Raw genomic sequence first — 23041 nt, 5'->3', positions numbered from 1 at the left:
GCTCCCGCCGGACCCCGGTGCCGTGACAACGAAGACGTAACGAGAAGGAAGAAGATCCCATGGACGAGATCACCCGCGACGTGGTCGTCATCGGAGCCGGCGCCGCCGGCCTCACCGCCGCCAACGACTTGCGCAGGGCCGGCCTTTCAGTAGCGGTCCTGGAGGCGCGCGACCGCGTGGGCGGGCGCCTGTGGACCGACGTCATCGACGGCGCGATGCTCGAGCTCGGCGGGCAGTGGGTCTCGCCCGATCAGCAGGCCCTCATCGACACCGTGGCCGACCTGGGGCTGACGACTTATAGCCGGTACCGCGACGGTGAGAGCGTCTACGTCGGAGCCGACGGCGAGGCCAAGCGCTTCACGGGCGAGATGTTCCCCGTGGCCGCCGCGACCGAGGAGGCGATCGACGAGATCACCGCGCGCCTGGATGCCATGGTCGCCGAGATCGATCCCGACCGGCCGTGGGCGCACCCGAAGGCCGCCGAATGGGACACGGTCTCGTGGGACGCCTGGCTGCGCGAGCAGACCGACGACGACGAGGCAGTCCGCAACCTCGCGTTCGCCACCGGCTCAGCGATGCTCACCAAGCCCACGCACACGTTCTCGCTTCTGCAGTCGCTGCTCATGGCGGCATCCGCGGGCTCCTACTCCCACCTCGTCGACGCCGACTTCATCCTCGACAAGCGCGTCGCGGGCGGCCTCCAGCAGGTGCCGGAGCTGCTGGCCGAGCGTCTCGGCGACGACGTCTTCCTCAACCAGCCGGTCCGCCGCATCGTCTGGGGCGCCGAGTCGTCGACGCCGGACCGCCCGGCCGATACGGGTCGACGTGTCACGGACCTCCAGGCGCTGACCGCCCGCGTCGAGGCCGCGGCATCCTCCTCCGACGGCGTCACCGTGATCGCCGACGGCGTCACCGTCCGCGCCCGCTTCGCCATCCTCGCGCTGGCGCCGGTGCTGTACCCGCGCATCTCGTTCGAGCCGCCGCTGCCGCGCCTGCAGCACCAGATGCACCAGCACATCTCGATGGGCTTCGTCATCAAGGTGCACGCGGTGTACGAGACGCCGTTCTGGCGCGAGCAGGGCCTTTCGGGCACCGCGTTCAGCCCCTACGAGCTCGCCCACGAGGCGTACGACAACACCAACCACGGCGACGAGCGCGGCACCCTCGTCGGGTTCGTCTCCGACCAGAACGCCGACGACCTCTTCCGGTTGAGTGCTGAGGAGCGCAAAGAGCGCATCCTCGAGTCGCTGTCGCATTACTACGGCCCCGAGGCGAAGAGCCCGGTCGTCTACTACGAGAGCGACTGGGGTACCGAGGAGTGGACCCGCGGAGCATACGCGGCCAGCTTCGACCTCGGTGGCCTGCACCGTTACGGCGCCGACCTGCGCGAGCCCGTCGGACCCCTCCACCTCGCCTGCAGCGACATGGCCGGGGCCGGATACCAGCACGTCGACGGCGCGATCCGTCAGGGGCACCGTGCCGCTGAAGAGATCCTCGATCGGACCCGCGGATGAGCATCGACCGCGTCGTCGTCGGCTACACGGCCACCGAAGCCGGCCGGGACGCCCTCGCCCTGGGGGCCCGTTTCGGTGCCGCGCTCGACGCGTCGGTCCACGTCGTCGTGGTGCTGCCGTCGGCCGAGAACAACGTCTCGATCCCCGTGGACGCCGGGTACGAACGGCTCGTGCAGGAGACCGCCCGCGGATGGCTGCGCGAGGCCGTGGCGCCGCACCCCGGCGCCCGGGGTCACGTGCGCGTCGCGCACTCCGCGGCCGAGGGACTGGTTGCCGCCGCGGAGGAGTTCGACGCGGGGCTGATCGTCGTCGGCACCGGCGGGGGAGGGCCGCGCGGGCGTCACCGTCTCGGTACCACCGCCGAGGAGCTGGTGCACTCGGCTCCTATTCCCGTCGCGCTCGCCCCGGAGGGCGCCCGCGGCATCGATCCGGGCGTCGGCGTCGCGAGGGTCACGGCCGCGATCGGCACCCGCCCGGGCGCCGAAGCGCTCCTCGACGCCGCCGCGACGATCTCGCGCCGCACCCACGCGCCGCTGCGGCTCCTGTCGCTCGCCGGGGTCGACCTGCCCGACCGCATCGACGCCGGCCTCACCCGTCTGACCGGCCAGACGCACGCCACGAGCGTGCTCGACGCGGTCAGGGCGTCGCTTCCCACCGAGATTCCGGCCGAAGCGGTCGTGGGTACCGGCAACGACGTCGAGGACGCCGTCGCGCACATCGACTGGCGCGACGGCGAGGTCGCACTCGTCGGATCCAGCCGGCTCGCACAACCGCGTCGACTGTTCCTCGGATCCACCGCGGGTCGCATGCTCCGCGCCCTTCCCGTCCCCATGATCGTGGTGCCCCGCACCTCGGAGGTCTCCTCATGACCAATGCTCGCAACGACGCGAGTCCCGCGCCCGGGCCCGACAGCGCCGTCACCACCGGTATCTCGAACAAGGGTCTGCGCGTCGGCTCGATCGGCATGATCGGTGCCGTCGTCATCGGCATCTCGACCATCGCCCCCGCCTACACGCTCACCGGCGCCCTCGGGCCCACCGTCTCGGCCGTGGGCTTCCAGGTGCCGGCGATCATCCTCGTCGGTTTCATCCCGATGCTTCTGGTGGCCCTCGGCTACCGCGAGCTGAACTCCCGGATGCCGGATGCCGGGACCTCCTTCACGTGGGCGGCGCGCGCGTTCGGACCGTGGGTGGGCTGGATGGCGGGGTGGGGTCTGGTCGCCGCCACCGTCATCGTGCTGTCCAACCTCGCCGGTATCGCGGTCGACTTCCTGTTCCTGCTGATCGCGCAGATCAGTGGCAACGCCGACATCGCGGAGCTCACGCGGGTCGTCCCGATCAACATCGCGGTGTGCCTGATCTTCATGCTTCTGGCGACGGTGGTGTCCTACCGCGACCTGCAGACCACCCAGCGCCTGCAGTACGGCCTGGTCGGCTTCCAGATCCTCGTGCTGCTGGTCTTCGCCGGCGCGGCCGTCGTCGAGATGCTGAGCGGCAACGCTTTCGACGCCAGCCCCGTGCAGGCGTCGTGGTTCAACCCCTTCGAGGTGGACTCGTTCAGCTCGTTCGCGGCCGGCCTGTCGCTGTCGATCTTCATCTTCTGGGGCTGGGACGTCATCCTCACGATGAACGAGGAGACGAAGGACCCCGACCGCACGCCGGGGCGCGCCGCCACCGTCACGGTCTTCCTCATCGTGGCCCTGTACCTGTTCATCGCCGTCGCGCTGCTGATGTTCGCGGGCAACGGCACCGGCGAGCTGGGCCTGGGCAACGAGGACATCCAGGAGAACGTCTTCTTCCACCTCTCGGGACCCATCCTCGGACCCCTCGCGTTCCTCGTGTCTCTCGCGGTGCTCACCAGCTCGGCATCCTCGCTCCAGGCAACCTTCGTGGGCCCGGCGCGGACCCTGCTGGCCATGGCGCACTATGACGCCCTGCCGAAGAAGTTCGCGAAGGTGAGCCCGCGGTTCTTCACCCCCGGCTACGCCACGATCGTGTCGGCCGTCGTCGCCTCGGCGTTCTACGCGATCATGCGCGTGCTCAGTGAGAACGTGCTGACGGACACCATCACGGCACTCGGCGCCATGATCTGCTTCTACTACGGCCTGACCGCCTTCGCGTGCGTCTGGTACTTCCGCAAGCAGTGGTTCGACTCGGCGCGCAACGTCTTCCTGACCCTCCTCGCCCCGCTCGTGGGCGGTGGCATCCTGGCCGTGCTGTTCGTCACGACCCTCATCGACAGCGCCGATCCCGAGTATGGATCGGGATCCAACATCGGCGGTGTCGGGCTCGTGTTCGTCATCACCGTCGTCATCATCGTCACGGGCATCGTGTTGATGGTGGCGCAGCGGGTGGCGAGCCCGGCCTTCTTCCGCGGTGAGACCCTGGGTCGGGAGGCACCCGCCAGTGCCCGCCGCCGCCGCACGTCCTGACATCGAAACGACAAGGAGCACCATGAGCGACTACGCCGTCGTCAATCCCGCCACGGGGGAGACCCTCGCCGAATACGACACCTTGACTGACGCCGGAGTCGAGGACGCCCTGGCATCCGCCCACGATGGATACCGCGCGTGGTCTCGGACCGCTCCGGCGCAGCGGGCCGAGGCGCTGCGGCGCGTGGCCGAACTCCACCGCGAGCGACGCGACGACCTCGCCGCGATCATCGTGCGTGAGATGGGCAAGCCGCTGGAGGCGGCGCTCGGTGAGGTCGATTTCGCCGCCGACATCACCGAGTACTACGCCGACAACATCGACAAGATCACCGGCGACACCCCCCTCGACATCCTGGGGGAGGGCTCCGCGGTCATCCGCCGATCCCCGCTGGGCGTCCTGCTGGGCATCATGCCGTGGAACTTCCCCTACTACCAGGTCGCCCGCTTCGCCGCCCCGAACCTCGCGGTCGGCAACACGATCCTGCTCAAGCACGCACCCCAGTGCCCCGAGTCCGCCGAGGCGCTGCAGGCGATCTACCGCGACGCAGGGCTGCCCGAGGGGGCCTACGTCAACATCCGCGCCACGAACGACCAGGCGGCGACGATCATCGCCGACCGGCGCGTGCAGGGCGTGTCGGTGACGGGGTCGGAGCGCGCGGGCGCCGCGGTCGCCGAGATCGCAGGACGCAACCTCAAGAAGGTCGCGCTCGAACTCGGGGGTTCCGACCCGTTCATCCTGCTGTCGACGGATGACCTGGATGCCGCCGTGCAGGCCGCCGTCGACGCCCGCCTCGACAACAACGGCCAGTCGTGCAACGCCGCGAAGCGCTTCATCGTGATCGACGACCTGTACGACGCCTTCGTGGCGAAGTTCTCGGCCGCTCTCGGTGAGGCCAGGGTCGGCGACCCGTTCGCCGACGATACGGTGCTCGGCCCCCTGTCGTCGCTCGCCGCCGCGGAGCGTCTCGATGAGCAGGTGCAGCGCGCCATCGCTCAGGGCGCGACCGTCGAGGTCGGCGGCACACGCGACGGGGCGTTCTACCCCGGTACCGTGCTGACGGGCGTCACGCGCGAGATGGACGCGTACGGCGAGGAGTTCTTCGGCCCCGTCGGCACCGTCTACCGCGTCGCGAACGAGGACGAGGCCGTCGAGCTCGCCAATGACACCGGCTACGGTCTGGGCTCCTACGTCTTCACGACGGATGCCGAGCAGGCTCAGCGCATCGCCGACAGGATCGAGGCCGGCATGGTCTACGTCAACGTCGTGCTCGCCGACTCGCCCGAGCTGCCGTTCGGCGGGGTCAAGCGCAGCGGCACCTCGCGTGAGATGGGGCTGCTCGCGGCCGATGAATTCGTGAACAAGAAGCTCATCCGCACCGTCTGATCGTCGTCTCGTCCCTCGACCCGGTCCGCCGGGCCGGGGGACACCCGCGGTCCGGTTCCGGGCCCTCGATACCGGCCTCGGTTCGCCAGGCCGAGGTCGATGACATAGACTGGATAGTGCAGTCGAAATCTGCATTCTTTCGCTGTGCCCTCGGGTACGCGGCATCCTCCCCTGAGAGATTCCACGCGAGAGTGCGCTGATTTCACATCCTGGATCCCGCGGGATCTTAGGGCGGTAGCTCAATTGGCAGAGCAGCGGTCTCCAAAACCGCAGGTTGCAGGTTCGATTCCTGTCCGCCCTGCGCACAGCGCACGCTGGCACAGACACAGACCAAGGTGGTTCGATGACGCAGGACGAGGCGAAGGGCGAGATCGTCGCCGAGCGCGGCGCCGCCCGTGAGAAGAAGCCCAACTTCTTCGCACGGATCGCCCTCTTCATCCGCCAGGTCTTCGCAGAACTCCGCAAGGTCGTCACCCCGACCCGGCAGGAACTGCTGAAGTTCACCGCCGTTGTCCTCGGTTTCGTCGTCGTCATGATGGCGATCGTCTACGGCCTCGACGTGCTGTTCGTGTGGATCACCACCGCCGTCTTCGGCGTCCCCGGTACCGCCGGCGCCTGACCGGCGTTCGTGCGGACGTGCGGCGCCAAGAGCGGCCGCCTCTGAACGGAAGAGATCACAGTGTCTGAAAGATATGTCGACGACGCCGATTGGGCGACGGCAGCGGAGCAGTCCAGCGAGGACGACGAGGCCCAGGAGGGCAACGTGCTCGAGTCTCAGGAGCGCGCCTCCGACTCCGCCGAGCACGCCGCAGTCCACATCGTCGATGACGAAGCCGACCTCGACGACGCCGACCTCGGCGACATCGACATCACCGACCCGGAGGCGGACGCGATCGTGAACGACGCTCTCGAGATCGACGAGACCAGCGAGGCCGAGGCCGCCGCCGACGTGCTGACCGACGCCCTCGCCGAGGAGCAGGCCGAAGAGGCCGCCGAGGCTGCCGACGAGGTCACCCCCTACGACGGTCCCGACATCAACGGCGAACCCGACGCGCCCGTGCTCGACGAGGATTTCGTCGACGAGGTCTCCGCGGCTGCGAGCGTCGTCGACGAGGTCGAGGCCGACGAATCACCCGCCGATGCGCCCACCGACCTCGACCCCGACGACGAGGACGAGGACGCCGACCCGTACGAGGCGTACCGCACAGAGCTGCGCTCGCTCCCGGGCAAGTGGTACGTCATCCACTCCTACGCCGGTTTCGAGCGCAAGGTGAAGGCCAACATCGAGCAGCGCAAGTCGACGCTCGAGGTCGAGGACGACATCTACCAGGTCGAGGTCCCCATGGAGGACGTCGTCGAGATCAAGAACGGCCAGCGCAAGATGGTCAACCGCGTGCGCATCCCCGGCTACGTGCTGGTGCGCATGGACCTCAACGAGGACACCTGGTCCGTCGTGCGCCACACCCCCGGTGTCACCGGCTTCGTGGGCAACGCCCACAACCCCACGCCGCTGCGGTTCGACGAGGCCTTCAACATGCTGAAGAGCCTGGTCGAGATCAAGGAGTCCGCTCCGACCAAGGCCGGTGCCGCCAAGGGTGCCGCGACCGCTCAGCGCGTCATCCCCGCCGAGGTCGACTTCGAGACCGGCGAGACGATCACGATCAAGGAAGGCTCGTTCGCGGGACTTCCCGGCACGATCAGCGAGATCAAGCCCGAGAGCGGCAAGCTCACCGTGCTCGTGTCGCTCTTCGAGCGCGAGACCCCGGTCGAGCTGTCGTTCGACCAGGTCACCAAGATGGTCTGACGCCCTCGCGCGTCTCGCGGACGCCCCGCTCTGCTCCGGCAGGCGGGGCGTTCGCCGTTTCCGCCCTTCCCGCGTCGGCGTCCGCGCTCTCCGATAAACGCTATTCCTGCCGAAACACGCTGCGTTGCGCCGTGTTCGACGAGGATCACCGTTTATCGATGCGTTCAGGGCGGAAGCAGCCCCCGTCAGTCGGAGCGGGGGTTTCGCGCCAGGGTGTGCAGATTTGCGGCGTCGCATGCACGCAGCGGGGACAGGCCCGCCAGTCGCAGCGCATCTCGGAGTCCGTTCACCCCGAGAGTCGCTGAATAATCCCACCGAGCCACCCGCCACCCGGCGCGTCGAAGCGCGTCCTCTCGACGTTTCTCCTCGCGAACGGCGTTCCGCGATCCCGTCGGGTCGATCTCGTCATACTTGCGCCAACCGTCGGATTCGCCGACTATGCGCTCGCGTGGCCAGCAGAAGTCCGAGCGGTACAGCCGCCCCTCGACCCGGTGCTCTTGCTGGAGCACGGGCGAGGGGAACCCGCACCACTCGATGACGGCGCGGCTCAGCGATTCGCCGACCGATTCGGCGGCCGGTGACGCGCGTTCGAGGATCCACGTCACGCGCTTTCGACCCCGTCCGTCGCGCCGGCGATCGAGGATGGCTCGCAGCTCGGGCTCGGTGACACCGTGCGTGCGCATGGCTGCGTCGGCCACGGCTAGGCCGAACGCAGGCGGCAGGGCTCGGGCGAGGTCGATCACGGTGTCGGCGACCGATGTCAGGTGGATGCCGTCGACAGCGCGACTCCGCCGGTCGTCGGCGCTGGTGTGCACGCGAACGTCGCCGTAGGACAGCGATCTGTTCCGTCGCGCGTCGAACAGGTGAAGGTGCCGCGGATGACCGAAGAGCGGCAGCCCCATCAGCGCCGCCGCGGACTCGTGCGAGAACACGCCATCGGGTCGGACGAGATGCAGCGCGTAAACGCGCAGTAGGTAGCGGCTCCATGAGGGCAGGTCGTTCCATGCCCGCCGCGGGGCGTAGACGCCGGGGCGTACGCGATGCAAGGTGGCGTCCGTCGATGGATGCGTACCAAGGGCTGCGGTGTTCGCGGCGGCGATCAGCGACGTGGGAGGCGAGACTAGCGGGGGTCATCCCCAGAGGGTGTCAAAGCGCCTCCCGTCGCCGTGACCGTTTGTGGATAACGCCCCGCACTCTCCGCGATAAACGCCGTTCCTCTCGAGACGCACCGCGCCTCAGCATGTCTCGAGAGAACCAGCGTTTATCGCGGAGATGACGTGACGCCGAGATGGCGGAGAGGCAGAGAGGTGGCGGTGCGGTAGGAGTGGCACGGACGGTGGATGCCGGAGAGCGCGGCGTCGCGTATGATGGGGAGGTTGCGTGCGTCAGCGCGTGACGACCGCTGCCCGGAACCGCCGGGCGTGCGGGAGAGAGGGAGCCGCGAGGCGCCCGCTCGAGAGAGGAAAAGGATATGGCACCCAAGAAAAAGGTGACCGGCCTGATCAAGCTCCAGATCAAGGCGGGCGCGGCCAACCCCGCGCCGCCGATCGGTCCGGCGCTCGGTCAGCACGGCGTCAACATCATGGAGTTCTGCAAGGCCTACAATGCGGCGACCGAAGCCCAGCGCGGCAACGTCATCCCCGTCGAGATCACGGTCTACGAAGACCGCAGCTTCACCTTCATCCTGAAGACCCCGCCCGCCGCGGAGCTCATCAAGAAGGCAGCCGGCCTCGCCAAGGGCTCGTCCACGCCCCACACGGTCAAGGTGGGCAAGCTCACCAAGGACCAGGTCCGCGAGATCGCCACCACCAAGCAGCCCGACCTGAACGCGAACGACATCGAGGCCGCCTCGAAGATCATCGCCGGCACCGCCCGTTCCATGGGCATCACGGTCGAGGACTGAGGGAGATAACAATGGCTACCAAGTCCAAGGCATTCCGCGCCGCAGCTGACAAGATCGCGGCCGACACGTTCTACACCCCGACCGAGGCCGTCGCCCTCGCGAAGGAGACCGGCTCGAAGAAGTTCGACTCGACCGTCGAGGTCGCGCTGAAGCTCTCGGTCGACCCCCGCAAGGCCGACCAGATGGTCCGCGGCACGGTCATCCTGCCCCACGGCACGGGTAAGACCGCGCGCGTCATCGTCTTCGCCAACGGCCCCGCGGCCGAGGCGGCCCTGGCCGCCGGCGCCGATGAGGTCGGTGGCACCGAGCTCATCGAGAAGGTCGCCGCCGGTTACACGTCGTTCGACGCCGCCGTCGCCACCCCCGAGCTCATGGGTCAGGTCGGTCGCCTCGGTAAGGTCCTCGGACCCCGCGGCCTCATGCCGAACCCCAAGACCGGCACCGTGACCCCCAACCCGGCCAAGGCCGTCGAGGAGATCAAGGGCGGAAAGATCGAGTTCCGCGTCGACAAGCACGCCAACGTGCACTTCGTCGTCGGCAAGGCGTCGTTCACTGCTGAGCAGCTCGACGAGAACCTCGCCGCAGCGCTCGAGGAGATCGTCCGCCTCAAGCCGTCGAGCTCGAAGGGCCGTTACATCCAGAAGGGCGCCGTCTCGACCACCTTCGGTCCCGGCATCCCGCTGGACGTCAACGTCATCGCCTGACATTCGTCACCCGAGGACCCCGCCGTGCCCCGCGCCGGCGGGGTCCTTGCGTTTCCGGGCGCGGTCGGCCTGCACGATCGTGCAATACGACGTCATGCGGGAAGACGCGAGCGTCCCCGCGTGTTCTGCTGGAGGGTACGCCTGCACCGCGTGCCTTCCAGTTGCCCTCGGCAACCGTCTCCACCCTCCCCACACATGTCTGGAACAGCTATGCCCCGTCGCCGTTTGACCGTCCTCGCCGCCACCCTGGGCCTGAGCGCCCTCGCGCTGACCGCCTGCAGCGGCGGAGCGACCTCCGAGGCCTCCCCGGGAGCGGGGTCGGAATACGGCCTCGTCTCGGACGGCACCCTCACCGTCGCCACTGAGGGCACCTACCGCCCGTTCTCGTTCCACGAGGGCGCGGGAGACCTGACCGGCTTCGACGTCGAGATCGCCCAGGCCGTGGGCGAGAAGCTCGGTCTCGAGGTGAAATTCCAGGAGACCCAGTGGGATGCCATCTTCGCGGGCCTCGACGCCGGACGCTTCGACGTCATCGCCAACCAGGTGTCGATCAACCCCGAGCGCGAGCAGAAGTACACCTTCAGCACCCCGTACACCGTGTCGCGCGGCGTCGTCGTCACCACCGAGGGTGACACCTCGATCTCGAGCTTCGCCGACCTGTCGGGCAAGACGACCGCACAGTCGCTGACGAGCAATTGGTATGAGCTGGCGACCGAGAGCGGCGCCCAGGTCGAAGCGGTCGAGGGCTGGGCGCAGGCTGTCGCGCTGCTCACGCAGGGCCGGGTGGATGCCACGGTCAACGACGAGCTGACCTTCCTCGACTACGAGAAGACGAACAGCCCCACCGGTCTCAAGATCGCCGCCGAGACCGAGGACACCTCCGAGAGCGCGTTCGCGTTCAAGAAGGGTCAGGACGCTCTCGCCGAGGCCGTCGACGGTGCCCTCGACGAGCTGCGTGCCGACGGCACGCTCGCGGAGATCAGCCAGAAGTACTTCGGCGCCGACGTCACCCAGTAAGAGTCGGCTGTAAAGCCCCGCGGACCGACCACCTCCCACCCCTAGCGTGGGGGCGGTCGGTCCGCTCCCGCGTGCAGGATCCGGGCGGTGCGTCCGCGTGAAGAAGGAGGCCCATGAACGACATCTGGCCGCTGTTGCTCGACTCGTTCTGGCCCATGGTGCTGGCGGGCTTGCGGGGCACCATCCCCCTGTCGTTGGCGTCATTCGCGATCGGTCTCGTGATCGCGTTGTTCGCGGCCTTGCTCCGCCTATCGCCGAACATGGTGCTGTCGGGGATCGCCCGGTTCTACATCTCGATCATCCGCGGTACCCCGCTGCTGGTGCAGCTGTTCGTGATCTTCTACGGCCTCCCCGCCGTGGGGCTCACCATCGAGCCGTTCCCGGCGGCGGTGATCGCCTTCTCGCTCAACGTCGGCGGATACGCGGCCGAGGTCATCCGCGCCGCCATCCTGTCGGTTCCGCGCGGGCAGTGGGAGGCGGCGCACACCGTGGGCCTCTCGCCGGCGAAGACGCTGACGCGCATCATCCTCCCGCAGGCGGCGCGCGTGTCGGTGCCTCCGCTGTCGAACACGTTCATCTCGCTCGTGAAGGACAGCTCCCTGGCATCCCTCATCCTGGTGTCGGAGTTGTTCCGCCAGGCCCAGAACATCGCGGCCTTCTCGTACGAGTTCATGGCCGTCTACCTGGAGGCGGCGCTCATCTACTGGCTGTTCTGCCTCGTGCTGTCGTTCGGGCAGAACGCCCTCGAGAAGAGGTTGGATCGACATGTCGCCCACTGAGAAGCCGCTCCTGCAGGTCACGGGGCTCGAGAAGAGCTTCGGCACGAACCGTGTGCTCGCCGGTGTCGACCTCGAGGTGCGCCGCGGCGACGTGCTGGTGCTGATCGGCCCCTCCGGGTCGGGCAAGACCACGGTGCTGCGCTGCCTGAACGGTCTGGAGACTCCGGATGCCGGAGTCGTGGCGTTCGAGGACGGACCGACGGTCGATTTCTCGATGAAGGTGACGAAAGCCGACCGGACGGCGCTGCGCGACCGTTCGGCCATGGTGTTCCAGCACCACAACCTGTTCCCGCACCTGACGGTGATCCAGAACGTCATCGAGGGACCCGTCCAGGCGCACGGTGTTCCGAAGGCCGAGGCCGTCGCGCAGGCCGAGGCGCTGCTCGCCCGGGTGGGCCTGGCGGAGAAGCGTGATGCGTACCCGTCGGAGCTGTCGGGCGGACAGCAGCAGCGTGTGGGGATCGTCCGTGCGCTGGCCCTGAAGCCGCACCTTCTTCTCTTCGACGAGCCCACCAGCGCCCTGGACCCCGAACTCGTCGGCGAGGTGCTGATGGTGCTGCGCGAACTCGCGACGGAGGGGTGGACGATGGTCATCGTCACGCACGAACTGGGCTTCGCCCGTGAGGTCGCCGACGAGGTGCTGTTCTTCGACGAGGGCGTCATCGTCGAGCGCGGCGCGCCGTCGGAACTGCTCCGCCACCCCGAGAAGGAGCGCACGCGGCGGTTCCTGAACCGACTCCTGCGGCCGCTCGACGGCCCCGACCCTACGTCGGACGACGGCGAGTGACGCGGACGGCCTCGAGCCCGCGTCGGATGGTGGCGCGTATGCGGACTGCGCCGGATAGACCGACGGCTCGTGGTGCGAACGACGCGCTCAACGCGAACGACAGAGAGTGACGCGGGCGAAAGCGAGTAACGCGAACGACAGCGCGTGACGCGGGCGACTGCCCCTCGCGCGGGCGGCGAGGCGCAGTAGCGTCGGAGCATGCGACGCCTCGAACGCCTCCTCGGTATCGATACGCCCATCGTCCTCGGACCCTTCGGCGGGCTCTCGTCGGTCGCGTTGACCGCGGCCGTGAGCGACGGTGGGGGCCTCGGCTCGTTCGGCTTCTACGGATACACGCCCGACCGGATCCACGACACGGTCACGGCTCTGCGTGCGGCGACGCCCGGGCGCATCGCCGTGAATCTGTGGCTCCCGCGTGGTGACGAGGTCGTGCCGGGCGAGATCGACGTCGCGCCCTTCCTCCGTGCCGCCGACCCGCTCTTCGCCGCCGCCGGGATCGCTCCGCCGGAGCCCCCGGCATCGTTCATGCCCCCGCTCGCCGACCAGCTCGACGCGGTCTTCGACGCGCGCCCCGACGCGCTGAGCGTCGTCTTCGGCATCCCGGATGCCGGCACCCTCGAGCGGGCGAAGGGGCTCGGCATCCGTGTGATCGGCACCGCCACGTCGGTCGCGGAGGCGGTGGCGCTCGAGGCCGCGGGTGTCGACGCTGTCGTCGCGACCGGGTCGGAAGCCGGGGGGCACCGGGTGTCCTTCCTGCGCGAACCGGCGCAGTCGCTCGTCGGCACGTTCGCGCTGGTCCCCCAGGTGGTGGATGCCGTGGACATCCCCGTCATCGCCGCCGGCGGCATCGCCGACCGGCGCGGCGTCGCGGCGGCATTCGCGCTGGGGGCCGCGGGCGTGCAGGTCGGAACGGCGTTTCTGCGCACTCGACAGTCCGCCGCGACCCCGGGTCACCGCAGCGCGATCGCCGCAGCCGCCGACACCGACACGGTGCTGACGCGGGCGATGAGCGGACGGTTGGCCCGTGGCATCCCGAACCGCGCCATGCGCGAGCTCGAGGCGTCTGGCGTGATCGCGCCGTTCCCGGCGCAGAACTGGCTCACGGGGGTCTTCCGCGCCGCAGCGGCCGCGTCGGGCGACGCCGACCTCGTGTCGCTCTGGGCGGGTCAGGCCGCCGGACTCGCGCGTCTCGACGACGCGCGGAAGGTGCTCGAGGAGTTGCGCGCGGGGCTGCCCGGCTGAGCCGTTCGGCGGTCCAACTGCGGCTGTCGGGTCGCGGCGGTGTCATCAGGCGTTCGGTGCGGCGCTGCGGGCGTGAGGTCCGAGGCCGTGTCCGGCGTTCGGCGCGGAGCTATCGGCGGTCGGGGCTCCGGCGGTGGCGTCGGGCGATCGGCGCCGACCTGCGTCTCGGGGTCGCATCGGCCCGGCGGCCCGGGGAGTCGGGCCCTTGAACCGCTGCGCCTCCTCAAGCCGTGGCGCGGATCTCGAAACCCTCGGGAGGCGCTTCCGTGCTCTCGACCACGTCGACGCGGTCGACGCCGGCCGACGGTGGCCCTGTGTGCGCCCACGCGGTCACAGCGTCGACGGTTCCCGCGTCTCCCGCGACAAGGGCTTCGACCGTTCCATCTCGACGGTTGCGCACCCAGCCTCGAGCGCCCGCGCGCTCGGCCGCAGCCTGCAGCGCGTAGCGGAAGCCGACGCCCTGAACCCGCCCGTGCACCGTGATCGTCACTGCTCGCATGGGTTCATTCTCGCGGAGGCGCGGTCGTGGGGAGTGGTCATCGGGGCTCGGGGCGCGTTCCGCGTTCTGGGGCGGGCCGATCCCGCCCCGAACCGCGGATTCCGCCCCGAATCGTGGATGCTGCCCCGAATCGTGGATGCTGCCCCGAGCCGCGGATGCTGCCCCGAATCGTGAATGCTGCCCCGAATCGTGGATGCTGCCCCGAATCGTGGATGCTGCTCCGAACCACGGATTCCGCCCCGAACCGCGGACCCAGCCCCGACCTTGGAGGGCCGAAACGCGCGTCGAACCTGACGGGCCGGTGTTGACGCCGGGAGGACGTGCGGGTCAGTGAGGCAGCACGAGCGACAGCGCGATCGCGAACATCACCACGGCGATGACCGCGTCGAGGATGCGCCAGGCGCGCGGAGTGTCGAGCCACCGGCCGAGGAACCGCGCCCCGAAGCCCAGCGCCGAGAACCACACGAGGCTCGCGACACAGGCGCCGATCGCGAACGCCCAACGTCCCTCGCCGTGCGTCGAGGCGATCGAACCCAACAGGAACACGGTGTCGAGGTACACGTGCGGGTTCAGCCACGTGAGGGCGAGGCAGGTCAGCACCGTGGCGGTCAGGGTCGTGCGCGTGCGCATGACCGTGCCCCCGGCATCCGGAACAGGGGGCGCGGATGAGTGCACGTTCAGGGTCTCACCGCTCGGCCGCAGGGCCCGACGCGCCGCCAACAGACCGTAGCCGACGAGGAACGCCGCTCCCGCCCAGCGCACGACGACGATCAGCCAGGGAACCGCCTGCAGCACCAGACCGATCCCCGAGACGCCCAGCAGGATCAGGACGGCGTCGGAGATCGCACACACCGCGACGACGACGACCAGGTGCTCGCGACGGATGCCCTGGCGCAACACGAAGAGGTTCTGCGCGCCGATGGCGACGATGAGGGAGAAACCGAGGCCGAGACCGGCGAGCAGGGGAGTGAGCACGGTTCGACGGTAGAGAGGCGTCGCCAGGAAGACCAGCTCATCATTCTGCACGACCATTAGCATTGCTTCATGTCCGTCTCCTTCGATCTCGCCCGGACTCTCGCGACGGTGGTGGAGGAGGGCACTCTGGATGCCGCGGCTCGCCGCCTGCACATCACGCCCTCCGCCGTGAGTCAGCGCATCCGCGCCCTCGAGGATCAGCTCGGGCGGGTCGTGCTCGTGCGCTCGAAACCGGTCCGGACGACCGAGGCCGGGGACGCGGTCGTGCGCCTCGCGCGCCAGCTCGCCCTGCTCGAGCACGACGCGCTGGCCGCGATGGGCGCCGAGGGCGGGTCAGTGGCATCCGTCCCCCTCGCCGTCAACGCCGACTCGCTCGCCACCTGGTTCCTGCCGCCGCTGGCCCGCGTCGCCGCCCGTCGGGCGGTCGTGTTCGATCTGCACCGGGACGACCAGGATTTCACGGCGGGCCTGCTGGAGTCGGGCACGGTCATGGCCGCCGTCACCTCGAGGGAGACTCCGGTCGCCGGGTGCCGGGTACGACGACTGGGCGTGCTGCGGTATGAGGCGGTGGCCACGGCCGGTTTCGCCGCGCGCTGGTTCACTTCCAGCGCCGACGCAGACGCCGACGCCGGCGCCGACGCAGCCCCCGACGTCGACGCCGCCGTGCTCGTCGACGCCGACGCGCTCGCCGTGGCGCCGGTCGTCGACTTCGACCGCCGCGACGACCTCCAGACCCGTTGGCTCGCGCGCCGCGGAGTGGCGGCGGCGGCGCCACCGCGACACCGGGTGCCGGCATCCCAGGACTTCGCCACCGCCATCGAGCTGGGACTCGGGTGGGGGCTGCTCCCGGGATTCCAGTCCGCGGCGGGTCTCGCGACGGGCGCGCTCGTGCGCCTGGGCGACGATCCCGTGGACGTCCCGCTGTTCTGGCAGCAGTGGAACCTCACCTCGCCGCTGCTCGACGAGATCGCCGACGAGATCGTCGACGAGGGGCGCCGCGTGCTCGCGCGGTGAGTCAGTCGTCGCTGACGCGCAGCACGATCTTCCCGCGCGTGTGGCCGCGCTCGAGCTCCGAGTGCGCGGAGGCTGCGTCGGCGAGGTCGAATACCCGATCGATGTAGACCCGTACGGCACCGGAATCGAGCAGACGTGCGATGGTCGCCAGCGCACCGCCGTCGGGGATGGTCTTGTAGTCGGTGGAGCGGATGCCGCGGGCGGCGGCCGCCTCGCGGAAACCGGGCCACGCACCGGTCGGCACCTCGATCAGCAGCCCGCCCGGGCGCAGCACGTCGAGCGAGCGTGTGCCCGTGTCGTCGGACACGTTGCCGATCAGGTCGATGACGACGTCGACGTCGGCCAGGACGTCCTCGAAGCGCGTCGAGGTGTAGTCGACCACCTCAGCGGCGCCGAGCTCACGCAGCCACTCGAGGTTCTGAGGCGACCCCGTCGCGATGACGTGCGCCCCGAAATACGCGGCGAACTGCACGGCGAAGTGTCCCACCCCACCGCCGCCCGCGTGGATGAGGACGCGCTGGCCTTGATGGGCGAGTGCCGTCTCGACCACGAGTCCCCACGCGGTGAGGGCCGCCAGGGGCACGCCCGCCGCCTCCACGTGCGACAGGGAAACCGGCTTGCGGGCGAGCGAGAGGGTCGGTACGACGACGTACTCGGCGTAGGTTCCCGCGGTGCGCGGGAAAGCAGCCATGCCGTACACCTCCGTGCCCACGGGGAAGGGGTGCGCGTCGAACGGGGCGCGAACGACGACACCGCTGACGTCGAACCCGGGCACCGCGGGCCACGAGTCGACGGATGCCGACATCCCGCGGCCGGCGCGCGTCTTGGCGTCGATGGGGTTGACGCCCGCGGCCACCACCCGCACCAGCACCTCGCTCAGCACCGGGGTCGGCACGGCCGTCTCGGTGACGCGCAGCACCTCGGCGTAGCCGGGCGCGTCGTAGACCACCGAACGCATCGTCTCGGGCACCGCGGGGGCGGGGTGCAGGGCGGTCTCGGGACGCGTCGATCGGAATCTCATCGGGCGCTCTCTCTCGCGGGATAGTCGCAGTCGCGGCGGCCTCGCCGGAACCATCCCAGTCAAGCGCCTCATTGTCTCGACGGTGTTTCGCCGCCGTCACCGTGTCGCGACGCACCCCTCGCTGTCGCGCACGCGCCGAGACCGCGAGGGCACGCCGAGGGCGGCTCTGGCGGGAGGAGGCTGCGCCCGTCGAAGCCTCTGGGCGTGGCGTGGGTGCCGGTCCCTTCGACAAGCTCAGGGACCTGGGGCGAGGCGGGTGGGTGCCGGTTCCTTCGACAAGCTCAGGGACCTGGGGCGAGGCGGGTGGGTGCCGGTCCCTTCGACAGGCTCAGGGACCTGGGGTGGCGGTCGGCGCGTCAGTCCCGGACGGGGACTTCGCCCACCGCCAACGCGTGCAACAGCGTCGAGAGGTGCCGGATGTCGTCGATCGACCAGTCGGCGATGGCCTCGAAAAGGCGGCTCTCGTGCGGAGCGCGAGCGTCGGCGAGACGCTGATGACCCACGTCGGTGACCGCGATGAGGCGTGAGCGTCCGTCGTTCGGATCGGGCGTGCGGGTGACGAGCCCCAGTTCCTCGAGTTCGGTGATGGACCGGCTGAGGAAGCCCTTGTCGGCCGCGAGGCGCTCGGCCAGGGCCGAGAGTGTCAGGGGGCCGAAACGACTCACCACCGAGAGCGCTTTGAAGGTGGCCGGGAGCATTCCGGGGCTCACGCGTTCCGCCGCCTCGGACACGAAGCGGCGGAAGACGGTCATGAGCTCCGAGAACGACGATTCCAGGGCCTGTACGGCCACCCGGCGGTCATCGGTCACGTCGCTCATCACGTCAGCCATCCTCTCCCATCTCGGCGTCGCGGCGCGCGTGACGCGAGCCGACGGCATCCACTGTCCGCACGGAACCGGTGGCGGAGAGGGTGGCCATGGCCTCGGGGACGGAGACGGTGGCGAGATCGGCCTCGCTCGCCGCCACCCGCTCGGCCGTGGTCATGCGGGTCAGCGGACGGTTCGGCAGGAACAGGATGGCGATGAGGCTGATCACAGCCACGGGCACCGCGATGAGGAACGAGTGCGCGATGGCCTGGGCGTAGACGTCCTCGACGATGACCCGGACGGTCTCGGGAAGGGCCGAGACCTGCGGGATCGTGCCCGACTGCAGCGACGCGGCCACCGCGGCGCCGTCTGCGCCGAGTCCCCTGATCGCCGCCTGCAGGTCGGCTGCGCGATCGGCGAACAGGCTCGTCGCCATGCTGGCGAGCGCCGCTCCCATGACGGAGACGCCGATCGTGCCGCCCAGGCTGCGGAAGAACGTCACTCCCGAACTCGCCGCCCCCATCTGCTCGGGGTCGGCGGTGTTCTGCACGATCAGGACGAGATTCTGCATCGTCATGCCGACGCCCGCGCCGAGCAGCGCCATGTAGAGCGAGACGAGCGCGAAGTTCGTGTCGTAGTGGATGGTCGACAGCAGGAACGAGCCCGCGATGAGCAGCGCGCCACCCGCGATGAGGAACGGCTTCCAGTTGCCGAAGCGCGAGATGAGCGCACCCACCACGATCGAGGACACCAGGAGCCCGCCGATCATGGGAATGGTCATGACACCGGCCTCGGTGGGCGTGGCGCCGCGAGCCATCTGCATGTACTGGCTGAGGAACACCGAGGTGCCGAACATCGCCAGGCCCGTTGCGATGGAGGCGATCGTAGCGAGGGTGAAGGTGGCGTCGCGGAACAGCGTGAGGGGCACGAGCGGCTCCGAGGAGCGCAGCTCGACGACGACGAAGAGCACGGCGGCGAGGACGGCTCCGCCGACCATGAGCACCGTTTCGACACTGGCCCACTCGTAGGAGGTGCCGGCGTTCGTCACCCAGATGAGCAGCAGCGAGACCGCAGTCGACAGCAGGACGATGCCGACGTAGTCGATCTTCACCTTCCGCTTCGCGCGGGCCGGGAGGTGCAGCGTGCGCTGCTGGATGAGGAGCGCGGCGACGGCGAAGGGAAGGGCGACGAAGAAGTTCCAGCGCCAGCCGAAGGCGTCGGTGATGACGCCGCCGAGCAGAGGTCCGCCGACGGTCGCGACGGCCATGACGGCGCCGAACAGGCCCATGTACCGGCCACGCTCGCGCGGGCTGATGATGTCGGCCATGATCACCTGGCTGAGCGCGGCGAGACCGCCGGCACCCAGACCCTGCACCGCGCGGAAGGCGATGAGCATCTCGGTGTTCTGCGAGAACCCGGCGGCGGCGGTGGCGAGCACGAAGATGGCGATCGCGACCTGGATGAGCACTTTGCGGTTGAACAGGTCGGCGAGCTTGCCCCAGATCGGGGTCGAGATCGCGGTGGTGAGCAGGGTCGCGGTGATGACCCAGGTGTAGGCGTTCTGGTCGCCCGACAGGTCATGCACGATGACCGGTAGCGATGTCGAGACGACGGTCGAGGCGAGCATCGACACGAAGGTGCCGAGCAGCAGCCCGATGAGGGCCGGGAGCACGCGCCGCGGCGCGGCGGTCTCGGGGGGAAGAGTTGTCATGCGGAGCTCCACGTGGGGGACGGATGCCGCGACGACGATGGCGCGATTAGTTGACTGATGTCAACGATACGCCTGATGCTTGACTTGCGTCAACTATTAATCGAGGAGCGCGAGGGCGCGGTACCTCTCGGTGGGCTCGGGGCGCACCGGCTCGGGGCGCGGTTGACGTGCCTGCATCGTGCGGCGGTAGAGCTCGTCGATGAGAGACGTGGCCAGGCTCACCAGCTTTGCGATCTCGCGCTCGTCGCGGTCGATCCACTGGCATCGAGGCTCGTCATGGAGAGGGACGAAGCCGTCGTGCTGCTCCCACGCGACCAGGGTGCGCTCGGCGCCGAGCACGTGCTGCTGCCACCAGATCTGCCGCATGTAGGTGCGGGGGATCGAACGCCACGCCTTGTTCGTGGTCTTGATCTCGGCGAGCACGATGCGGCCCTCGCCGTCGACGACGACACCGTCGGGGGTCGCGAGGTGACGCCTCTCGACGACCGCGTGGTACAGAGCGGACGAAGGCCGGATGCCGTGCGTCGCGGCGACCCACGCCGCGATCTCGGGCTCGCGCCGACGGCCGTGCGCGGTGAAGGCGTTGCCCGAGAAGTTCGAGCCCATGAGCTTGGCATCCGCTGCCCGAGTGATCGCATTCGCGCTGGTGAGGGTGGCGACGTCGGTGGCGGTGATGCCTCGTGATCGCGCGCGGATCCACGCCACGCGATCGCGCGAATCGGCGACGATGCGTGCATCGAGGTCGGCGCTGCGGGAGGCGACGAGCTCGGGGGACATGCGTTCGACCCTAACCCCGCTCGATCGAGGATCGGAGGCGAATCCCGGCGCGTCGGCATCCGGGGTCTTGTCCTGAAAGTAAGGGTGACCTAAGTTGTTGGGCATGACTTCGGATGCCGCTTCGCTGCGTCGACCCGACGGGGGCCGCTGGTGCGATCTCGAGGGGGCGGTGCTGCTCGGCGGCGACGCGCGGAACCTTCCCGAGATGCGGCGCATCGCCGCCGCCCTGTCGCCCGCCGCGCACGTGACCGTGCTGGTCGAGGTGTGCGGGTCGGATCAGGTCGGCGTCATCGACGCGCGCGAAGGCCGGGTGAGCTGGCTCGACCGGTCGCTCGACGGCGGCCTGCGGCCCCGCGGCGAGCGTCTCGCGCAGGCGATCCACGCCTGATGCGCCGAGTGGGCCTGCGGCGACGACCCGGTGTGCACCGTCTGGCTCGGCGCCCGCACCCCGTCACGCATCGTGCGGATGACGCGGGCCTTGTTGCCCGAGTCTCGCGTGTCCTGACGCGGCGGGGCCTGGCTTGCCGGCCGGGATGCCCGCGGCGTCGGCGCGGCGCGGCTGGTGGCGGTTCGCTGAGGACGCATGGGATGGCCGAGAACGTACGTGATTGCCGCCCGTGCGGTGCGTCTTCGTCAATCGAGCGCGTCCTCGTGAGGGTCGGTGGGCTTCCTCCCCTGCGCGCGCCTGTGGAGAGGGAGCGACGCCGGGATGCTGGAGTCGGCAGGGTGGACGCATGCAGGCGGGATCATCGATCGAACGCGCTCGGCGGTCGCTGTTCTCCCGATCGGAACTGCGCGAGCGCGGTGTCTCGGAAGCGGAACTCAGGAGGTCCGGCGCCGGCGGCGCATGGTTCCGAATCCAGCCCGGGGTGTACATCGCCCGCGATGAATGGGTATCGGCGCGGCCAGCCGACCGCCACCGCTTCGCGATCCTCGCCGCCGTCGACAGGGCGCGCGACGCCGGCGGGGTGGTCTCCCACCTCTCGGCGGCCGTTCTTTACGCTCTGCCGCTCTACCGATTCCGCGGCGGGCCTGTGCACGCGACGGTTCCGCGCTCCGCGCATCCTCCGAGTGGACGCGGGCTCCGCCGGCACACAGGCGCCCTGGGCCCGGAGGATGTCGTCACCGTTGACGGGATCCGCTGCACCTCGCTCGGACGGACGGTCTTCGACATCGCGTGCACCGAGGAACGGGAGATGGCGCTGAGCTGCGCCGATGGGGCTCTTCGTCGCGTCGCTGTGCACGGTCGGCGGTTCGACTCCGACGCGCAGACTCTCTGGCGTGACGCCATGCGCGAGCGCGTCGCGCGCGCACGGGGGCGACGCGGGGTGCGCGAGGCTGGCTGGGTCGTCGAGTTCGCCGATGGAAGGGCGGAGTTGCCGGGCGAGAGCGTGAGTCGGCTCCAATTGCACCGGCTCGGTTTCCGCGATATCGATCTGCAGGTGGCGGTGGAGGGTCCGCGGGGGTCCGCCTACTTCGTCGACATCGCGTTGCGCGACGTGCGAACGTTCTGGGAGTTCGACGGCGAGGTGAAGTACCGGGAACCCTCCCTACGCGGGGGTCGTTCCGTCGAAGACGTCGTCCTGGACGAGAAGAGACGTGAAGACTGGATCCGCGGTGTCACGCAATGGCGATTGTGCCGCGGTGGCTTCGCCGACATCGCCTCGCCGGAGGCGCTCGCCGCCCGCCTAGCGGCGTTCGGAGTGAGGCCGCCGCGATGACCGGCGAGGACGTACTCCTTCGCCGCGATGACCGGCGAGGACGTACTCGTTCGCCGAGGACGCATCCGTTCAGCATCAATCCGATGCGGCGTCGACGAAGCACTGCGTCCTCGGCGCTTGCGCACCGCGGCGCGGGCGGGGAGGCAGGGTGGGGCGGCGCCCAGTTTGGTGGCGGGCGGGAGGGTCGGGTACAGTAGAACCCAAGCCAAAGACCGTCGGTTATCGGAGTGCTCGCACTCCGGTCGAAGCGTCTGCTGAGAAGCAGAGAACCTACGCAGGTCACTTGAACTCCTCCCGAGAGGGAATCCGAGCTCCGTGCGCCTGCGCCGGAGCTCTTCTTTTTGCCCAGACCCGGTGTCTTCGGCCGGCGCCCCGCCATCGCGGAGCGCCTCGTACACACAAGGAGTGGCCATGGCGCAGAAGGATGCATCGGTCGCCGAGCTCACGAAGAACTTCGAGAACTCGACCGCCGTTCTGCTGACCGAGTACCGCGGTCTGACGGTTGCCCAGCTCAAGCAGCTGCGCAACGATATCCGTCAGGACGCGGATTACGCCGTGGTGAAGAACACGCTGACCAAGATCGCCGCGTCCAACGCGGGGGTCACGGGACTGGACGACGAGCTCAAGGGCCCGTCTGCCATCGCGTTCGTGCACGGCGACCCCGTCGCCGTCGCGAAGAGCCTGCGTGCCTTCGCCAAGGCTAACCCTCAGCTCGTGGTGAAGGGCGGCTACTTCGATGGCGCCGCTCTGACCGCGGATGAGGTCAACAAGCTCGCCGATCTCGAAAGCCGTGAAGTCCTGCTGGCGAAGCTCGCCGGTGCGATGAAGGCGACGATGACCAAGGCGGCATACGTCTTCCAGGCGCTTCCGTCGAAGGCCGTTCGCACGGTCGACGCGCTGCGCGAGAAGCAGGACACCGCGGCCTGACCCGGCCCGGCTGATTAACCCGATC

23 protein-coding genes and 1 tRNA gene are annotated in these 23041 nt (G+C 69.4%); 17 read left to right on the top strand and 7 right to left on the bottom strand.

The window, feature by feature from the left end; translation table 11 throughout:
* The first annotated feature begins 59 nt into the window (after positions 1-59).
* The 7 genes from MT347_RS08405 (at position 60) to nusG (ending at position 7133) form a co-directional block, all read left to right on the top strand.
* The gene (locus MT347_RS08405; RefSeq protein ID WP_243500033.1) at positions 60-1514 is read left to right on the top strand and encodes an NAD(P)/FAD-dependent oxidoreductase; all 1455 of its coding nucleotides are present in this window, start codon (positions 60-62) and stop codon (positions 1512-1514) included.
* Entirely contained in the window at positions 1511-2383 is an 873-nt protein-coding gene (locus tag MT347_RS08400) for a universal stress protein (protein ID WP_243500031.1), read from the top strand. Before MT347_RS08405 ends, MT347_RS08400 begins: the two co-directional genes overlap by 4 nt.
* Entirely contained in the window at positions 2380-3945 is a 1566-nt protein-coding gene (locus MT347_RS08395) for an APC family permease (protein WP_243500029.1), read from the top strand. Before MT347_RS08400 ends, MT347_RS08395 begins: the two co-directional genes overlap by 4 nt.
* 22 nt (positions 3946-3967) lie before the next feature.
* Positions 3968-5329: an NAD-dependent succinate-semialdehyde dehydrogenase gene (locus MT347_RS08390; RefSeq protein ID WP_243500027.1), complete on the top strand. Its 1362-nt coding sequence runs from the start codon at positions 3968-3970 to the stop codon at positions 5327-5329.
* A gap of 228 nt (positions 5330-5557) precedes the next feature.
* A tRNA-Trp gene (locus tag MT347_RS08385) sits at positions 5558-5630 on the top strand.
* A 42-nt stretch (positions 5631-5672) separates the two neighbouring features.
* Positions 5673-5948, top strand: a complete 276-nt coding sequence (gene secE / locus MT347_RS08380) for a preprotein translocase subunit SecE (protein ID WP_243500025.1) — start codon at positions 5673-5675, stop codon at positions 5946-5948.
* Between the two features lie 60 nt (positions 5949-6008).
* Positions 6009-7133 carry a transcription termination/antitermination protein NusG gene (nusG, locus tag MT347_RS08375; protein WP_243500023.1) on the top strand — a complete coding sequence of 375 codons (1125 nt, stop codon included), beginning with the start codon at positions 6009-6011 and terminating at the stop codon, positions 7131-7133.
* Positions 7134-7318: 185 nt separating this feature from the next.
* On the opposite strand, the gene MT347_RS08370 is transcribed toward nusG, so the two are convergent.
* Positions 7319-8179, bottom strand: a complete 861-nt coding sequence (locus tag MT347_RS08370) for a hypothetical protein (RefSeq protein ID WP_243500020.1) — start codon at positions 8177-8179, stop codon at positions 7319-7321.
* A 425-nt stretch (positions 8180-8604) separates the two neighbouring features.
* On the opposite strand from MT347_RS08370, the gene rplK reads away from it, so the two are divergent.
* From rplK to MT347_RS08340, 6 genes are all read left to right on the top strand, one after another.
* Complete coding sequence (rplK, locus tag MT347_RS08365; RefSeq protein ID WP_013585556.1) at positions 8605-9036, top strand: 50S ribosomal protein L11; 432 nt, start codon at positions 8605-8607, stop codon at positions 9034-9036.
* Positions 9037-9047: 11 nt separating this feature from the next.
* Positions 9048-9740: a 50S ribosomal protein L1 gene (gene rplA, locus MT347_RS08360; RefSeq protein WP_243500018.1), complete on the top strand. Its 693-nt coding sequence runs from the start codon at positions 9048-9050 to the stop codon at positions 9738-9740.
* A 210-nt stretch (positions 9741-9950) separates the two neighbouring features.
* Entirely contained in the window at positions 9951-10757 is an 807-nt protein-coding gene (locus MT347_RS08355) for an amino acid ABC transporter substrate-binding protein (RefSeq protein ID WP_243500482.1), read from the top strand.
* A 113-nt stretch (positions 10758-10870) separates the two neighbouring features.
* Entirely contained in the window at positions 10871-11536 is a 666-nt protein-coding gene (locus MT347_RS08350) for an amino acid ABC transporter permease (protein ID WP_243500016.1), read from the top strand.
* Positions 11523-12323 carry an amino acid ABC transporter ATP-binding protein gene (locus tag MT347_RS08345; RefSeq protein ID WP_243500014.1) on the top strand — a complete coding sequence of 267 codons (801 nt, stop codon included), beginning with the start codon at positions 11523-11525 and terminating at the stop codon, positions 12321-12323. The genes MT347_RS08350 and MT347_RS08345 overlap by 14 nt, the downstream gene beginning before the upstream one ends.
* A 198-nt stretch (positions 12324-12521) precedes the next feature.
* Positions 12522-13565, top strand: a complete 1044-nt coding sequence (locus MT347_RS08340; protein WP_243500012.1) for a nitronate monooxygenase family protein — start codon at positions 12522-12524, stop codon at positions 13563-13565.
* Between the two features lie 223 nt (positions 13566-13788).
* Here the strand turns inward: MT347_RS08340 and MT347_RS08335 are convergent, their stop codons facing one another.
* Entirely contained in the window at positions 13789-14064 is a 276-nt protein-coding gene (locus MT347_RS08335; RefSeq protein WP_243500010.1) for an acylphosphatase, read from the bottom strand.
* 327 nt (positions 14065-14391) lie between these two features.
* Positions 14392-15039: a LysE/ArgO family amino acid transporter gene (locus MT347_RS08330; RefSeq protein WP_243500480.1), complete on the bottom strand. Its 648-nt coding sequence runs from the start codon at positions 15037-15039 to the stop codon at positions 14392-14394.
* 69 nt (positions 15040-15108) lie between these two features.
* On the opposite strand from MT347_RS08330, the gene MT347_RS08325 reads away from it, so the two are divergent.
* A complete protein-coding gene (locus MT347_RS08325) occupies positions 15109-16053 on the top strand; it encodes a LysR family transcriptional regulator ArgP (RefSeq protein ID WP_243500008.1) in 945 nt (314 codons plus the stop codon).
* Between the two features lies 1 nt (position 16054).
* On the opposite strand, the gene MT347_RS08320 is transcribed toward MT347_RS08325, so the two are convergent.
* The 4 genes from MT347_RS08320 to MT347_RS08305 form a co-directional block, all read right to left on the bottom strand.
* Positions 16055-17074: an NADP-dependent oxidoreductase gene (locus MT347_RS08320; protein ID WP_243500006.1), complete on the bottom strand. Its 1020-nt coding sequence runs from the start codon at positions 17072-17074 to the stop codon at positions 16055-16057.
* A 356-nt stretch (positions 17075-17430) separates the two neighbouring features.
* On the bottom strand, positions 17431-17904 hold the full coding sequence (locus MT347_RS08315; protein WP_243500005.1) for a MarR family winged helix-turn-helix transcriptional regulator: 474 nt from the start codon (positions 17902-17904) through the stop codon (positions 17431-17433).
* Positions 17897-19591, bottom strand: a complete 1695-nt coding sequence (locus MT347_RS08310) for an MDR family MFS transporter (RefSeq protein WP_243500003.1) — start codon at positions 19589-19591, stop codon at positions 17897-17899. The genes MT347_RS08315 and MT347_RS08310 overlap by 8 nt, the downstream gene beginning before the upstream one ends.
* A gap of 96 nt (positions 19592-19687) precedes the next feature.
* The gene (locus MT347_RS08305) at positions 19688-20368 is read right to left on the bottom strand and encodes a YqaJ viral recombinase family protein (RefSeq protein WP_243500001.1); all 681 of its coding nucleotides are present in this window, start codon (positions 20366-20368) and stop codon (positions 19688-19690) included.
* Positions 20369-20471: 103 nt separating this feature from the next.
* On the opposite strand from MT347_RS08305, the gene MT347_RS08300 reads away from it, so the two are divergent.
* The 3 genes from MT347_RS08300 (at position 20472) to rplJ (ending at position 23016) form a co-directional block, all read left to right on the top strand.
* Positions 20472-20756, top strand: a complete 285-nt coding sequence (locus MT347_RS08300) for a hypothetical protein (protein ID WP_243499999.1) — start codon at positions 20472-20474, stop codon at positions 20754-20756.
* Between the two features lie 481 nt (positions 20757-21237).
* Complete coding sequence (locus MT347_RS08295) at positions 21238-22089, top strand: hypothetical protein (RefSeq protein ID WP_243499997.1); 852 nt, start codon at positions 21238-21240, stop codon at positions 22087-22089.
* A 411-nt stretch (positions 22090-22500) separates the two neighbouring features.
* A complete protein-coding gene (gene rplJ, locus MT347_RS08290; protein WP_243499995.1) occupies positions 22501-23016 on the top strand; it encodes a 50S ribosomal protein L10 in 516 nt (171 codons plus the stop codon).
* Positions 23017-23041 lie beyond the last annotated feature (25 nt).

The organism is Microbacterium sp. VKM Ac-2923, assembly GCF_022815605.1.
Classification (GTDB): domain Bacteria; phylum Actinomycetota; class Actinomycetes; order Actinomycetales; family Microbacteriaceae; genus Microbacterium.
The sequence above is the reverse complement of the archived record's forward strand: the minus strand, read 5'-3'. Positions and strand labels throughout refer to the sequence as shown.

Bases quoted from the DNA above. Each gene is read 5' to 3' on its own strand.
- MT347_RS08305 (WP_243500001.1), bottom strand. From the start codon at position 20,368: ATGTCCCCCGAGCTCGTCGCCTCCCGCAGCGCCGACCTCGATGCACGC.
- rplJ (WP_243499995.1), top strand. From the start codon at position 22,501: ATGGCGCAGAAGGATGCATCGGTCGCCGAGCTCACGAAGAACTTCGAG.
- MT347_RS08315 (WP_243500005.1), bottom strand. From the start codon at position 17,904: ATGGCTGACGTGATGAGCGACGTGACCGATGACCGCCGGGTGGCCGTA.
- MT347_RS08390 (WP_243500027.1), top strand. From the start codon at position 3,968: ATGAGCGACTACGCCGTCGTCAATCCCGCCACGGGGGAGACCCTCGCC.
- MT347_RS08340 (WP_243500012.1), top strand. From the start codon at position 12,522: ATGCGACGCCTCGAACGCCTCCTCGGTATCGATACGCCCATCGTCCTC.
- MT347_RS08400 (WP_243500031.1), top strand. From the start codon at position 1,511: ATGAGCATCGACCGCGTCGTCGTCGGCTACACGGCCACCGAAGCCGGC.
- MT347_RS08300 (WP_243499999.1), top strand. From the start codon at position 20,472: ATGACTTCGGATGCCGCTTCGCTGCGTCGACCCGACGGGGGCCGCTGG.
- MT347_RS08345 (WP_243500014.1), top strand. From the start codon at position 11,523: ATGTCGCCCACTGAGAAGCCGCTCCTGCAGGTCACGGGGCTCGAGAAG.
- MT347_RS08310 (WP_243500003.1), bottom strand. From the start codon at position 19,591: ATGACAACTCTTCCCCCCGAGACCGCCGCGCCGCGGCGCGTGCTCCCG.
- MT347_RS08395 (WP_243500029.1), top strand. From the start codon at position 2,380: ATGACCAATGCTCGCAACGACGCGAGTCCCGCGCCCGGGCCCGACAGC.
- rplK (WP_013585556.1), top strand. From the start codon at position 8,605: ATGGCACCCAAGAAAAAGGTGACCGGCCTGATCAAGCTCCAGATCAAG.
- MT347_RS08325 (WP_243500008.1), top strand. From the start codon at position 15,109: ATGTCCGTCTCCTTCGATCTCGCCCGGACTCTCGCGACGGTGGTGGAG.
- secE (WP_243500025.1), top strand. From the start codon at position 5,673: ATGACGCAGGACGAGGCGAAGGGCGAGATCGTCGCCGAGCGCGGCGCC.
- MT347_RS08335 (WP_243500010.1), bottom strand. From the start codon at position 14,064: ATGCGAGCAGTGACGATCACGGTGCACGGGCGGGTTCAGGGCGTCGGC.
- rplA (WP_243500018.1), top strand. From the start codon at position 9,048: ATGGCTACCAAGTCCAAGGCATTCCGCGCCGCAGCTGACAAGATCGCG.
- MT347_RS08355 (WP_243500482.1), top strand. From the start codon at position 9,951: ATGCCCCGTCGCCGTTTGACCGTCCTCGCCGCCACCCTGGGCCTGAGC.
- MT347_RS08320 (WP_243500006.1), bottom strand. From the start codon at position 17,074: ATGAGATTCCGATCGACGCGTCCCGAGACCGCCCTGCACCCCGCCCCC.
- MT347_RS08350 (WP_243500016.1), top strand. From the start codon at position 10,871: ATGAACGACATCTGGCCGCTGTTGCTCGACTCGTTCTGGCCCATGGTG.
- MT347_RS08405 (WP_243500033.1), top strand. From the start codon at position 60: ATGGACGAGATCACCCGCGACGTGGTCGTCATCGGAGCCGGCGCCGCC.